General features: G+C 45.3%; 12 protein-coding genes and 1 tRNA gene. 1 reads left to right on the top strand and 12 read right to left on the bottom strand.

Translation table 11 applies throughout. From position 1 onward, the window contains the following. Window positions 1-26: 26 nt before the first annotated feature. The 5 genes from THEBA_RS07410 to THEBA_RS07390 are packed head-to-tail and all read right to left on the bottom strand — an operon-like array spanning window position 27 to window position 4,661. Entirely contained in the window at window positions 27-701 is a 675-nt protein-coding gene (locus THEBA_RS07410; RefSeq protein WP_014731083.1) for a hypothetical protein, read from the bottom strand. Further along, the gene (locus THEBA_RS07405; RefSeq protein ID WP_014731082.1) at window positions 698-1,936 is read right to left on the bottom strand and encodes a S41 family peptidase; all 1,239 of its coding nucleotides are present in this window, start codon (window positions 1,934-1,936) and stop codon (window positions 698-700) included. Before THEBA_RS07405 ends, THEBA_RS07410 begins: the two co-directional genes overlap by 4 nt. Next, a complete protein-coding gene (locus tag THEBA_RS07400; protein WP_014731081.1) occupies window positions 1,923-2,708 on the bottom strand; it encodes a tRNA (adenine-N1)-methyltransferase in 786 nt (261 codons plus the stop codon). The genes THEBA_RS07405 and THEBA_RS07400 overlap by 14 nt, the downstream gene beginning before the upstream one ends. Beyond that, window positions 2,709-2,984, bottom strand: coding sequence for a metal-sensitive transcriptional regulator (locus THEBA_RS07395; RefSeq protein ID WP_006486994.1), 276 nt, complete (start codon window positions 2,982-2,984; stop codon window positions 2,709-2,711). Window positions 2,985-2,993: 9 nt separating this feature from the next. Further along, entirely contained in the window at window positions 2,994-4,661 is a 1,668-nt protein-coding gene (locus THEBA_RS07390) for a nucleoside kinase (protein ID WP_006486992.1), read from the bottom strand. A 56-nt stretch (window positions 4,662-4,717) separates the two neighbouring features. Here THEBA_RS07390 and THEBA_RS07385 point away from each other — a divergent pair. Next, window positions 4,718-4,793 (top strand) — tRNA-Gln (locus THEBA_RS07385). A 32-nt stretch (window positions 4,794-4,825) separates the two neighbouring features. Here THEBA_RS07385 and THEBA_RS07380 read toward each other — a convergent pair. The 7 genes from THEBA_RS07380 to THEBA_RS07350 all read right to left on the bottom strand — a co-directional run bounded on the left by THEBA_RS07380 (window position 4,826) and on the right by THEBA_RS07350 (window position 13,507). Further along, window positions 4,826-7,027, bottom strand: coding sequence for a peptidylprolyl isomerase (locus THEBA_RS07380; RefSeq protein ID WP_014731080.1), 2,202 nt, complete (start codon window positions 7,025-7,027; stop codon window positions 4,826-4,828). A gap of 138 nt (window positions 7,028-7,165) precedes the next feature. After that, window positions 7,166-8,770 (bottom strand): glycoside hydrolase family 57 protein, encoded by a 1,605-nt coding sequence (locus tag THEBA_RS07375; RefSeq protein WP_006486989.1) that lies wholly within the window; start codon window positions 8,768-8,770, stop codon window positions 7,166-7,168. Window positions 8,771-8,774: 4 nt separating this feature from the next. Continuing rightward, window positions 8,775-9,512: a DUF4912 domain-containing protein gene (locus tag THEBA_RS07370; RefSeq protein WP_014731079.1), complete on the bottom strand. Its 738-nt coding sequence runs from the start codon at window positions 9,510-9,512 to the stop codon at window positions 8,775-8,777. 134 nt (window positions 9,513-9,646) lie between these two features. Continuing rightward, window positions 9,647-10,921: a histidine--tRNA ligase gene (gene hisS, locus THEBA_RS07365; RefSeq protein WP_014731078.1), complete on the bottom strand. Its 1,275-nt coding sequence runs from the start codon at window positions 10,919-10,921 to the stop codon at window positions 9,647-9,649. Continuing rightward, window positions 10,914-12,398 (bottom strand): TrkH family potassium uptake protein, encoded by a 1,485-nt coding sequence (locus tag THEBA_RS07360; protein WP_014731077.1) that lies wholly within the window; start codon window positions 12,396-12,398, stop codon window positions 10,914-10,916. The genes hisS and THEBA_RS07360 overlap by 8 nt, the downstream gene beginning before the upstream one ends. Then, window positions 12,399-13,058: a potassium channel family protein gene (locus tag THEBA_RS07355; protein ID WP_006486985.1), complete on the bottom strand. Its 660-nt coding sequence runs from the start codon at window positions 13,056-13,058 to the stop codon at window positions 12,399-12,401. It lies immediately after the preceding gene. Then, complete coding sequence (locus THEBA_RS07350) at window positions 13,055-13,507, bottom strand: potassium channel family protein (RefSeq protein WP_006486984.1); 453 nt, start codon at window positions 13,505-13,507, stop codon at window positions 13,055-13,057. The genes THEBA_RS07355 and THEBA_RS07350 overlap by 4 nt, the downstream gene beginning before the upstream one ends. Window position 13,508: the final 1 nt, after the last annotated feature.

The following is a 13,508-nucleotide window of genomic DNA, read 5'->3' as shown; positions in this document are numbered from 1 at the left end:
AAGAAACATCTTTTTTGCTAATCGCTTCAGTCTTTTATCAGAAAATACCTTACCGGAAGATATGGTATTGAGTAGCGCTCCACAGTTTCAATGAAGGACTGGTTGATCACGCCGCCCTCTCTTAAAACGACAACAGGACCACTTCCGGCAAAGACGTCTGAGACAAAACTCCCGGGACTTATAGAGTGCATAAAATGTACTCTGTAAAACCTGAATCCTTCTTTCAGGAATGAATTGTAGTCTGACTCCATGACAAGCGTGTAACCAGGCAGATAAGTAAGTCGGAAAGCTCCGTAATCGATGGACTCCATTCTAGTTACCGTGCTACCGAAAAACTCTACTGTCTCGTGTTCTCTTATACCGTTCTTGCCCGTTTCAATGTAGAAGAGAGTCTGCAACCTAGAGAAGACTTCCTTGTAGGGGCAGGTAAACGTTCTAATACCTTTTTCAGCCGACATGATCCAGGGTCCGACACCTTCTCTCTCTAGCTGCTGAAGAACAGAGCTGAATTCCTTTGTCTCTTCGAGATGATTTTTGAATCTCTCAAGCAAAGGTATAAAGTTGTTTCTGAGAAAGAAGTCGGGAGTCGCTCTCCGGCTCCCGACATTCTGAATTGTTTCAAAATTCATGTATACAATTACGAGAAGCCCACAAATCAGTGCGATGAGCGAAATCAGTATTGAAACACTTGCTATCTTCAATTTACAACCTTAACTCCCAGTTTCTCGAGAATAGTCTCGATAGCTTTCGAAAGTTGAAGATCGTGTTCCACATCTACAGTAGCCGTTGAAAGCGTCAGCTCTCTCCCGTCCTCACTGGGAGCCTGCTCACCGGCTTCAACAATTATGTCTGGTTCTATTCCCTGAAGGTGAATATCACTTCCATTCGGAGTAAAATAATGCGCGGTTGGAAGCCATATTTCTCCTCCGTTCGAGAGATTAAATACTGTCTGAACTGCTGCCTTCCCGAAAGTTGTCGTTCCTATAACCGTTGCCAGTCCGTGATCCTTAAGTGCCCCCGTGAGTATCTCTGAAGCAGAAGCACTGCCATCGTTTACAAGCACAACAATCGGCTTGTCTGTGAAGTAGGAATTATATCTTGATCCCCAGGAATTGTAAACCTCTTCCTGACCGTCTCTATATCTTATCGTTATTACTCTCTTACCCTTTGGAAGCATCAGTGATGATATGTTCAAAACGCTCTGTAATAGCCCGCCAGGATTGTTACGAAGGTCGATAATGAACGCCCCACTCTCTCTGCTCAAATTCAGAGCATCCTGGAATTCATCATAAGTTGGCGCGTTGAAACCGGTTATTTGAATGTAAGAAATTTCGGTATCTTCAACAGTAAGCAATTCCGTCTTGACACTCTTAATCTCTATGAAGGCTCTTGTGATCTCTACAAAAAAAGGATTCTCTACGGATTCTCTATAGACCTCAAGAACTACCTGGGAATCGGGGTCTCCTCTCAGCATATTCACTGCGCCGTAATAACCAACTTCCGATACTGGCACTCCATCAATCGTGAGAATCAAATCGCCTGCTCTAAGGCCTACTCTTTCGGAAGGGCTTCCGGCCATCGGGGCCACCACTTCTAGACAATCGAACTCAATGTTGTACTGCACAGTAGAGCCAATCCCACCGTACTTGGAGGTGGTATCCAGTTCGTTTTCCTTAGTTTGAACCGGGTCAAAGTACCATGCAAAGGGATCGTCTAGTCCACGCATCGTTCCTGTCAAAGTCTCATTTAAAATTGCGTCATAATCTACCTTTTCAATGTCGTAATAGTTGCGATCGATGTACGTAAGAATCTCGAAAACGGGGCTGAACTTCTCGAACATTTCATCGTCTGTCATCGATGAAAGTGCGCCCAGAAAGAAAACTGCAACCAGGATTGAGACAGTCAACAATATCTTTAGGACTCTATTCTTTTCCATTTAACTTCCTCCCCTCTACTTTTATGCCAAACACCAGGTATGTAGTATGACCGACCATCCTATCTTCAGGTCTGAATCTTTCGGGGTTTGCCTTATAGCTTCTGGCAAGTATTTCCCACACCTGGATATCAATGATTCCCAGTGTTCCTAGAATCGTTACAGTCTCCTGAACCTGATTAGCTGTCGGGCAGAGAATGCAGATCCTGCCACTTTTCTTAAGAATGGATACTGCGCTCTCAAGGGAAGCGGAGGGTTCGGGAACATCCAGAAAGAAGGCGTCGGCTTTCTGACTTTCTTTGCATTCCGCAACATCCCCAGATACGAACGTCACCCGTTCTATGTGGCCAAGATGGCGAACGTTCTTCTGCGCCTTTTCCAAGAAATCCTGTCTCTTTTCGTATGATACCACCTTGCCCGACTCACATACCGCTCGAGAAAAGGCCGAAGTCATTACACCCGTCCCCGTTCCGGCTTCATAAACAACATCGCCCGGCTTTATGTCGAGATATAACAAGATAAACGCGACATCCTTTGGATACACTATCTGTGTTGATCTCTTCAAAGAGAAGATGCCGTCAATCATTGATGGTTTTATCAGGAAGGCATCCCGAAGCCCCAATCTAATCTTCTCTCCGAATTCTCTTCCCACAAGAGAATCCATTATCAGGTTTCCATAATGTGTCTTTAGGACACTGCCTCTCTTCACCTCAGAGAAGTATTTCGCCTCTTCGTGTTCAAGCATTATCAGAATGCTGTCACCGTATTGAATCATCTAAACTCCTCTAAGTTTAATTATGTTCTCGATCAGAGTGTCAAGCTCTTCGATCTGACCAGATTTACTGGCCTCAATTACGCACTTCCTCGTATAACCTTTGACTATCATTTCTGATACTTTCGAGAGTGCAGAGTTGACTGCCGACACCTGCGTCAGAATATCACCGCAGACTCTGTCATTTTCAACCATTTTCTGTAGCCCTCTAATCTGGCCCTCGATTCTTTTCAGTCTGTTCAGGACAGCTTTCCTTGTCTCATTGTCTACACCTTGCATGGCTTCACCTCATAAGGAACCGAATACACTGTCGCCAATGAATTCCTTGATAATGGAGGTTCTCGGAATATCCTCGAGGTTCATCATTGGAAGCAGGTAATCAATGAACCTGAGAAGCCTCTTAGCTTCGATATATTCAGGTACGGAATCATCAATCTGTACAAGTAGAGGCTCTGCAAATCCCTTTAACGCTGCCAGTTCATATACTATGGCAGAATTGAACATGACATCTGCCTCTTCCTGAAAGGGAAAGATATACTTATCCTCTCCTCTTCGCACGCTTGGCCACATGCGCATCGTGTCAAGCGCCGAGTGACCTCTCGATCTGTTGTCACGCACTATTCTGCGCAGCAATCTGACGTCCGTAGTTGGTATTCTGTTCAGACTGTCGAGATTCATTTGCGTCAGGGCGCTGACATATATCTTGAATTTCCTGTGTCTTGGAACGGAGCTGCTTAGCAATTCATTAAGGCCATGAATTCCCTCTATGATCACCGGTTGACCCTCGGAGATTCTGATGGGTTTGTCATGGAAGCCGCTCTTGCCAAGCATGAAATCAAATTTGGGAAGCAAGACCTCTTTGCCATCCAAGAGTTGCGAGATCTGTTCGTTGAACAGATCGATGTTAAGAGCATGTATCGATTCGAAATCGTAATTACCGTTCTCGTCAAGCGGAGTTTTTTCTCTGTCGACGAAGTAATCGTCAATCGATATCTGCACGGGATTCATACCGAGTACCTTGAGATGAAGCATCAGCCTCTTTGAGAAGGTTGTCTTTCCGGAACTCGAAGGACCTGCTATGAGAATCAGACTGGGTTCCTTATGTTTGGCAATCTGGTCTGCGATAGCACCGATCTTCTTTTCATGGAGGGATTCCGTAATATTCACTATCTCTCGAATCTCTCTTGGGCCCTTGCTGATTATTTCGTTTATCTCTCCAATAGTTTTCACTCCGAGGATCTCGCCCCACCTTTCATGTTCGAGGAAGATGGTAGAGATCTTTGGCTGATCGACGAACTTCGGTAACCTGTCAGGCTGTTTTGTGTCGGGGAGATTCAGTATAAAATAATCTCCATAGGGTATTAGGGAAAAATTCAGTATAGCTCCGGTCGAGTAAGGCATATAACCGTAGAAGTAGTTTATGAATCCCTTACATCTGTAGATATTGACGGTCGATTTCTTTCTGTATTTGAAGAGCAGAGCCTTGTCTCTCTGTCCATCTTCACTGAAAAGCCGTATTGCCTCGAATTTCCTCAGCGTGGCCTTTTCGAAAACGATATCCTCTTTGACTAACTCTCTCATTCTCTCTTCGATTTGGAGGAGATTCTCGGGAGTGCTTTCTATTCCCTCAATATTGCAGACTAGTCCCGTTCCTCTGGAGTGGTGTACATTCAACTGTGCCGAACCGAATAGCTCCCTGATTGCAATGAAGAGTATGAACAGAGCTCCCCTGGTATAGATCCTTATTCCATCGAGAGAAAAGAGATCAATGAATTCCACTTCGCTTTCGCCGTTTACATTTCTACAAAGCTCTATTAAAGAGTTTCCAGATTTAGCAGCCATTATGGGAGCCTTGTGGAGTTCGCCGCACATTTTCGAAAGTTCAAAGAAGGAAGTCTCTTTCGTCACATGGATCTTCTTGCCCAATTCCTTTACAAAAATCTCGTGGTCAGCCATAGAATCACTCCAAATCATTGACACCACAAATCGTCGATGTTAGAATCTATTTGCTGTGGGGCGTAGCCAAGTTGGTAAGGCATCAGATTTTGGCTCTGACATCCGTAGGTTCGAATCCTGCCGCCCCAGCCAGAAAAGGGTGGCGTAAGCCACCCTTCGTTCTGCTAGTTAACAGTCTCAGTAGCTCCTTCACTATCGAAATTCACGTCTAAATCAACGTCTCCGATAGAAGAATGCTCATCATTACCCAAAGGAACTTCCAGTTCGCCTGTACCTATCTCAGTGTCGATAAGCGTTTCAGTCGAGGTTTCAGTAGAAGTAGCGTCAGCTGTTGGAATTGCATCGACGTTATTCTGAGCATTGAGTTCGGAAATCTGGAATTTTATTGTTTCGATGAGCGATCTTATAGTTTCGTCTTCGGGATAGAGTTCGGCAAGTTTCTCAAGATAGTGCTTTTCACTGAGAAGGTATATCTGCGTTAGCTGCTCGTTCTGCTCCATGTTCGCCATCTTTTCATATATATCCACAAGGAGGTACAGAGCGCTCATCTTGAGATCCGTAGCTGCTTCGGTGGAGTTGATAACCTTCTGATTAAGATCGCTTTCAATTCCCTGAATTGGAGAATCCAGGAGAAGTGATCTTGCCTGAGCGCCGAAGTACTGTCCATAATATTCAAGATAGCTGTCGAGTAGCTCGGGGCTTTCGAGAAGAGGCCTTATGTTCGTGTTATAAGAAGTCTCGTTGTACATGTATACCACTTCGGGATTATCACCGTCGATCTGGTACATGTAGTTAATCACTCTCGCTGAATTTGGCATCACAGAATAAAGGTATCGCACCGAATTCTCGAATCGCAAGTTCTTGCTGTCAAGCAAACTACGTTTCTCCGTGAGAGCCTCTTCAATTTCTTCAGGAGTCTCTACGTTGAATTCACTCATGTACTCTTTGGCCCTTTTCGCGTCGGTAAGAACACTTCTGGCCTCCGTATCTGTAGATGGGATCGTCTCGAGCCGGCTGTCAATTTCATCGATCGTCAGCGAAGTGGCCGTAGAAGGCAGAGTCAACAGTAAATCCTGAAGATCTTCAAGATCAAATATCTGGTTTCTAAGCTTCGTTATCTCGTTTTCGGCGAGTTCGGTGTAGAAAACAACGGGAAGATACGAGTCTCCAATCAGGAGATTGCCGGATTCGTCGAAGTAGTCTTTCTCGAGCTCCTCAAGAAGCGCACTTGACTTTTCTGGGTCGGAAATTGCCTCGTCGTATCTGGCGTACATCTGCAAATCCGGATCGTTGATTGTATATGAGAGGTTGTTCTGTTGACGATAGTCGGCTATCCATTTATTGAACTCCTCATTTTCAAAGCGGCCTAGCTCAGTCTGATAGGCAGAAGTGCTGGCAAACTCCTCGAAAGTGTCGAAAGTTGTTTTGCTGTTAACCCGTATCAAGTGGTAGCCGAACTGCGATTCCACAGGGCCTATTACAAGACCGGGCGTAGCATCGAACGAGGCATCTTCAAACTCCTGCACCATCTGACCCCTTCCGAATTCACCAAGGGCTCCACCGTTTATCGCAGTGTCGGTATCGATAGAAAACTGAGTCGCGGCATCGGTGAACGAAATCTCACCGCTGTCTATCATCGACTTAATCTCAACCGCACTGGCTTCATCCGAGACGAGAATGTGGTTTGCATCAACTTTCTCATAGTTGATCTTCAGATCTTCCATGTTTTCGTTGACGTAGTTCTCAAATCTCTCTTCCATGTCGGGAATAGCTTTCTGCGTGACATTAGTTGCAAGCATTTGTGTTACCACGTAGTCTCTTACCAGTTCAGAGAAAGCATCCACCGAACCGTACTGATAAATAATTGCGGATTTTGTTTCCTCGTCTGCCACGTATTCATCGACGATTCTATTGGTTTCCGCATCGACCTGTTCCGCAGTTGGAAGGACACCGTTCTCTGTCGCGTAGAAAAGAAGTGTCTTCTGATCTATCAATGACTTGAACAAATCATATCTGATTCCCATTTCGCTGGGATAGTTTTCAGTTTCAAAGTATGGATCGAGGTTGTAACCCTGACTCCGAAGATTCGTAAGTGTGTCGCGCACAGACGTTTCGTATTCTGAATAAGTGATCCAGTAATCTGAATTTGAGAGAGGGGTACCGTCTTTTGTAAGCCCTCCGACAGTTTCGGTAAAACTGATCTCCGTACCGGTGCCCTGCTCATTGCCCTGGGAGCTCCCTCCAAGATACTGGGCAACCGACCACCAGACTATTCCAACTCCAAAGAGTATGGCCACGGCCCACACAATCGGCCGCTGAACGGATTTCATGAAATTAGAATTTCCTCTCGATTTTCTGTTTGGCATTTAGTTTTCAACTCCCTCCAAGTACCTAATACTCTACAACCAATAGGGGGAGGTTTTGCCTCCCCCGGCTTCACGAATTATACCATAGTAAATATGCTCTTGTAATCGGCACGATATCAAGAAAGATGGCCGATGTAACTAACCAACTTGCTTTGCGTAAACCCTGAAATCCAGGTATGGAAATATCGAGTCAATCCATTCAAGGGTCTTCAACCTGTGATCATCGATCGAGTCACTCTCGATCTCTCTGTAAAGCGTCAGCAACCTGTCGATGTGAGTCTTTGTTCTGAAGACTGCGTATTCTACAGTTGTGTTGGTAGTTATTATGAAAGCCCAATCGCTTGACTGAGCAAGGAGAAGCTCTCTCGCCATCTGATTTAGGGCCCTAATTTTGAGAGGATCTTCAGTTCTCTCATACTTCCTTGCAAGCTCTATCATTCTCCTAGAACCCTCGTCGAGATGCCTGTATATCCAGTCATTCCTACCGTTCAGCCAAACTTCATTGTAACCGTTCGCTCCCCATGTCGATGTATTTGGGGTTACAACCTGCGCCTGTTCCATGGACTCAATCACTTCGGGTGGTGTCGATGGAACAACGGTTTCGTCTCCATTTAGTTCTCTGAATAGCTCTTCAATAAAGAGGGGCCCTTCGTACCACCAGTGTCCGAAAAGCTCGGCATCGAACGGCGCAACGATGACGGGTTCTTCTCCATCGAACTGCTTGGAAAGCCTTCTCACCTGTTCTCTCTTTCTATTTGCAAAATCTCTTGCATGCTCGATCGTTGCCTTTCTTGCATCATCGATGTCGTAGTAGCTCTTATCGTTCAGAGCTACATCCTTCCCCGTTATCTTGTAATACTTGATGCCAGTATTGCACCGCTCACCACTCGGATCTATGTAGGGTCTTATATAGTCCTCTTCACGATCGAATCCAACGTCCCTGTAAAATTCTCTGTATCTGGCATCTCCGGGATAACCTACCTCAGCGCTCCAAACTTGCTGGCTAGATTCGGGGTCTCTTGCAAATACAAAGACACTCTCCGGAGTAACCACTGGTCTGTACACTCCGTATCTTGGAGCGGGATCCCCGTACCAGAAACTGTGCGAATCGACGAAGAAGAACGAGAGACCATGTTCGCGCAGGTAGGAGTCGAAGCCAGGCACGTATCCACACTCCGCAAGCCAGATTCCTCTCGGATCCTTTCCCACATGTCTCTTGTAAGACTGCACCCCGATTTCAACTTGCGCATTGATTGTCTCCGGGAAGTTTGTCATAAGGGGAAGAAAACCATGAGTAGCGTTGCACGTTACGATTTCCAGCTCTCCGCTTTCCTGGAGCTGGGCAAACTCTCCAACAAGGTCTCTGTTGCACTCTTCATAAACGCTTTTTATCTCCTGGAGCTCTTTCAAATAGTGTAAGGCTAGTCTATTCGCAGCTGGATGCTCCGAGACCGTTCTCGAAATCTCGCTCCCGGCCAATTCGATGGATGAATCTAGATAATTGATGTACTTCTTCTGCAGATCTCTATTGGCAAGCATCTCCATTAAAGGTGGAGTTATGCTCATTGTCACTCTGAAGTTCACACTGTCATCTTTTAACCTTCTGAATACTTGAAGCAAAGGAATGTATGTTTCCGTAATTGCTTCAAAAAGCCACCTTTCTTCCATGAAGCTTGGAAAATCAGGATGGTTTATGAAGGGCAAGTGTGCGTGGAGCATGAGAATCAATCTGCCTCTTTCCATTCAATCATCTCCCGCTCTTGCTCTTCGAGATAGTTTTAATGAACTCCTCAGAAGATGGATTGCCTGTTGGCCCAGAAGACTTAGTCGCGCGTTCGAAGACGAGCTCTTCATGAGATGCTTTGTACTCTTTCCTCGATCCCTTTTTGAGGTCTACCCAGATTTCGTAATCGGAAAATTTTGGCGAATTTCTAGGTGTTCTGGTGATTTTCGATTTTAAAACACTGTTGAAGTTGCCACCGACGTAGTACCCAATCTCGGCAATGTAGTCTGCATCGGGAAAATCTACCTGGAAGTACCAGTTTCCGGCATCGGGGGAGATGTTGGCCTCCTTGAATCTGTGAGCGTTCTTACCGTCATAGATAATGTTTGTAATGTCACTCACTCTCACTAGAAGCTTTGAAGAATGATCTGAAACGCTTCTTGCAGTCCAGCTGGACATATCCCACATCACGTAAACCCAGTAGGGATTGACCGGGTGAATTACGACAAAGTCACGTGAATACGATGAAGGAATTTGGGCATCTACAGGCTTAGATGGGCGAAGTATTTCTGAGGGACTGCTCTTTGCAGTAGTAGTGCTCGACGTCTGCCTGCTCTTCTGGGCAAATTTCTTTAAGACGCGAGTGATATCCTTCTTTTTCATCGTTCTCTTCAAGTTGATCCCCATCATCTTTGCATAACGACGAAGGTCCTGAATCGTTGGATCTTTACTAAGGAAAGTTTGAATCTCTTCGTTGCTCATATGAAAAACCTCCTGGGCATGATTTTCTACTAAAGTAGATAATAACACACTCAAGGGAGAAAATTCAAGGTATTATAGGTGAATAACGGCGATTATTATCATTTTTCTTTATTAGACAACATAAAATGGCCGGTTTACGAAATATCTCTTAATTTATCGACCACATAATCTGACATATAGTCGCTGTCTACCTGAAACTGTGACCCATCGCTCATAATTTTGACAGTCACAATGTCTCTCTCAATCTCTTCTTTTCCAACTATCAAAGAGATCTTTGCGCCGATTCTTGCCGCATGCTTCATTTTGTTGCGCATGTTTCTCTCCATAACATCAACGTAAGTTGAAATGCCCATCTTACGTAGTCTTCTGGAGTAGTCGAATCCCCTGATGTTTTCCTCTCTGCCAAATGCCAGTATTGCAACCTGAGGGATCTTGGGGACGTTCACATTTACCTTTTCGGATTTCAAGAGCATCACTATTCTTTCTAGCCCTATCGCAAATCCAACTGCCGGGCAGCTGTTTCCTCCTATGTATTCGACTAGACCGTCGTAACGACCTCCACCAACGATTTGGTCCTGACTTCCCAGTGATGAAGAGCGGATTTCGAAGGCCGTTCTGCTGTAATAATCAAGTCCGCGGACAAGGAGAGGGTCGACTTCATATTCAATGTCAGCCTTCTCTAGATACCACTGGAGTTCCTCAAAATGGTTCCTGCAGTCTTCATCGAGGTAATCAAGAATGCTAGGAGCTTTTTTAGCGAGCTCTTTATCTATCTTACAATCGAGAAGTCTCAATACGTTTGTATCAAATCTTCGTCTACAATCAGTGCACATTCCTGGCAGTTTGTCCCGATAATAATCTCTGAGCGCAGTTTTGTAATCCTCCCTGCATTTGGGGCAACCGATCGAATTGATGAAAAGCTTTGTCTTACTTACCTTCAGCTCCTTAAGAAAACTATTGGCCATCTCGATTATTTCAAAGTCTGCCAACGGACTCTCGGATCCCAGTATCTCCGCACCAAACTGATGGAACTGGCGCAGTCTGCCTGCCTGAGGTTTTTCATAACGGAACATGGGACCGTTGTAAAAGAGTTTTATTGGAGCACCAAGATTCACTAAAGAATTCTCGATAAAGGCCCTTGCGACACTTGCGGTGCCTTCCGGCCGCAAGGTTATCGATCTGCCGCCCTTGTCTTCAAATGTATACATCTCTTTCTGGACAACGTCCGTTGATTCACCGACGCTTCTCTTGAAAAGCTCCGTAGCTTCAAAGATTGGAGTCCGTATTTCAGTGAAGGAGTATCTGTGCGAGATACTTCTAATTGCCTCCTCCACATAGTGCCAGTATCCGATATTGTCAAAGGTTATATCCTGGGTACCCTTAATTCTGGTAATCATTATATTATGCATTCCTCCGTCTTCTTAATAAGATTCTCCCGTCTCTCATCAGTTTAGTTATAGCATATATTACGACTAGAAATTCGAGCCTTCCCAGAAACATGCCAATTGTTTCGGCCCAGATCAGCCCGGCAGGGGCGTTAGGAGCTGTTATTCCAACCGAGAGACCAACAGTGCTAAGGGCAGATGCATATTCAAATGCTGAAAAAGCCATCGAGTGGCCGTAAGCCATCAACACGCCAGTTCCAATGGCATACGTAAGGAAATACAGGGAGAAAACGAGCAGGATCTCCTTGACCAGAGAGTTGTCTATATACCTCTTCGTTTCACCCTTCCAGATTTCCTCTTTAAGGATCGCATCTTTCGGAAGGAAGTACCTTCTAATTTCCAACCATAAAATCTTTAAGAGAGCAAACAGCCTGTACTGTTTCAGGCCTCCAGATGTTGAATCGAGATCTCCCCCGAATATCATGAGCAAAATTACCAAATATATCCCGAAATGATTCCATGGCACTAAGTCCACTGTAGAGAAACCAGTTCCAGTTAATGCCGAAACAGCCTGAAAAACACTGTGGCGAAACTGCTCTGCGCCCGAGGAGTAGAAAATGGACAGCGTGCCTGTCATCAATAACGGCGTGAAGATCGCCAGTATGACGAACATCAGCTTTGGCTCACCGTTCTTCCAGAACGCTCTGAAGTTTCTCTTCCAGATAGTATAGTGAATCCCGAATCCCGTAGCTCCTAGCAGCATCAGAACAATGGTTACAATCTCGACTGAAACGCTGTTGAACTCTGCGATCGATCCGGCCTTTGTGGAAAACCCACCGGTCGCCAGGGCGGTTAGAGAATGATTTATGGCATCGAAAAGATTCATCCCTGCGATTCTATACATTATTATCCCAGCTACAGCATAGGAACCATATATTGTCGTTATTGTCCGCGTCGAACTCTTGATATTCGGCACAAGATTGTCCATGCGGCCTTCGGCCTTATAGAGTCCAAGTCCCGCCGGTCCTAAGATCGCGGACATCATAATTATTGCGATGCCTGCTCCTCCAAGATACTGCATCATGCTTCTCCATAGAAGAAAGGTGCCAGGAATCGTTTCGACATCTGCGAGAGTCAGACCCGTAGTAGTCCAGCCGCTTGTAGACTCGAAAATGGCCTGGGTAAAATTGAAGTATCCGGCAAAAATAAAGGGAAGTGCCGAAAGGATTATCGCCATCACCCAGGAGAACAAGACCACTATGGCCCCTTCCTGAACACTTATCGGAGATCCTGGCCGGACCTTCATAGTCAGCTTCAACGTCATCCCAATCACAAAACTGATCGAAGCAGCCTCCACAAAAGCGAGACTCTGTAGGAAGTCTTCGGGATTCCATATGCAATACAGTAGTGGAATTAGCAGCACAATGGGAAAGAAGACAAATAGATTCCCGAGGTACCCAAAGACAAGCCTGTATCGCTGTTTCAAAAGATTTAGAAACATTTACACCTCTCCCAGGAGAGTTTCGAAAACTGAAGACTGTACCGTTGGACTGCTAAGAACTAGAAGAACATCTCCCGTTTCAATCACAGTGTTCCCTCTTGGGATAACAACTTCATCCTCTCTTACTATTGCTCCAATAACACTTTCATCAGGGAGAGGAATGTCCTTAATCGCCTCTCCCAGTATAGGCGACTTATCAGTCATCTCTATTCTTAGAATAGAGACTTTTTCTGAAGAAGGGAGGAGATTCGTTATGTGTTCTCTGAAAAGGCTGTCTTCAAGCGCGACACCAAGGATTTCAGTCGGACTAACCACACTCTTTATCCCCATTTTTTCGAAAACAGCTTTGTTGTCTGGATCATTCACCATAGCAACCGGTCTCTCGATCCCATAGACGCGCGAAGCCGTTAAACAGGCGACGAGATTATCCTGATCGTAAGGAGTCAGAGCGACAAAGAGGTCGGTAGGGTCAAGCTCAAGCTGCTCGAGAACGTACCTCTTGCTTCCATCACCCCTTACGATAATTGCACGGAGCTTCTTTGCCATTTCGTCACAGAACCTCTCGTTCTTGTTGACTAGCATAACGTTGTGGCCTTTGGTCAAGAATCTTCTTGCGAGATGGTAGGCAATCTTCTCACCGCCAATTAGAACAATCTTCATTTGTCGTCACCGCCGATGAAATACAATGCGCTCTTAATACTCTCAACAGCCAGGAGAGTTGGACAAATCACTTCTATTCCAAAGTCCGAGAACATCTTGATGTTGTTAGGATCATAAGCTCTTGCGACAACTCGGGGTACTTCGAAATACTCTTTTGCCGACATCGAGACCATGAGATTTGTGTTGTCGTCCGTAGTAAGCACAAGGGCAACATCTGCCTTGTCAAGCTTGGCCTCCTTAAGCACGTCGAGCTCCGTTGCATCGCCCAGAATATTGAAGCCGGTGAATTCGTTTGACAGGGCATCGAAAGAAGATTCATTTCTGTCGACAATGACGACACTGCACCCCAAGGAAGATAGCCAGTTTGCCATTCTAGAACCAAGCCGCCCACAACCGAAAATCACTACATAGTATTCATCTTTTTTTATCGCACCTTTCATGAAAGGCATT

It is taken from the genome of Mesotoga prima MesG1.Ag.4.2 (assembly GCF_000147715.2).
Taxonomy (GTDB): Bacteria; Thermotogota; Thermotogae; order Petrotogales; family Kosmotogaceae; genus Mesotoga; species Mesotoga prima.
The sequence above is the reverse complement of the archived record's forward strand: the minus strand, read 5'-3'. Positions and strand labels throughout refer to the sequence as shown.

Excerpts from the sequence above, each read along its gene's own strand:
- THEBA_RS07375 (WP_006486989.1), bottom strand. The coding sequence starts at position 8,770 with ATGGAAAGAGGCAGATTGATTCTCATGCTCCACGCACACTTGCCCTTC.
- THEBA_RS07395 (WP_006486994.1), bottom strand. The coding sequence starts at position 2,984 with ATGCAAGGTGTAGACAATGAGACAAGGAAAGCTGTCCTGAACAGACTG.
- THEBA_RS07355 (WP_006486985.1), bottom strand. The coding sequence starts at position 13,058 with ATGAAGATTGTTCTAATTGGCGGTGAGAAGATTGCCTACCATCTCGCA.
- hisS (WP_014731078.1), bottom strand. The coding sequence starts at position 10,921 with ATGCATAATATAATGATTACCAGAATTAAGGGTACCCAGGATATAACC.
- THEBA_RS07400 (WP_014731081.1), bottom strand. The coding sequence starts at position 2,708 with ATGATTCAATACGGTGACAGCATTCTGATAATGCTTGAACACGAAGAG.
- THEBA_RS07380 (WP_014731080.1), bottom strand. The coding sequence starts at position 7,027 with ATGCCAAACAGAAAATCGAGAGGAAATTCTAATTTCATGAAATCCGTT.
- THEBA_RS07390 (WP_006486992.1), bottom strand. The coding sequence starts at position 4,661 with ATGGCTGACCACGAGATTTTTGTAAAGGAATTGGGCAAGAAGATCCAT.
- THEBA_RS07370 (WP_014731079.1), bottom strand. The coding sequence starts at position 9,512 with ATGAGCAACGAAGAGATTCAAACTTTCCTTAGTAAAGATCCAACGATT.
- THEBA_RS07405 (WP_014731082.1), bottom strand. The coding sequence starts at position 1,936 with ATGGAAAAGAATAGAGTCCTAAAGATATTGTTGACTGTCTCAATCCTG.
- THEBA_RS07350 (WP_006486984.1), bottom strand. The coding sequence starts at position 13,507 with ATGCCTTTCATGAAAGGTGCGATAAAAAAAGATGAATACTATGTAGTG.
- THEBA_RS07360 (WP_014731077.1), bottom strand. The coding sequence starts at position 12,398 with ATGTTTCTAAATCTTTTGAAACAGCGATACAGGCTTGTCTTTGGGTAC.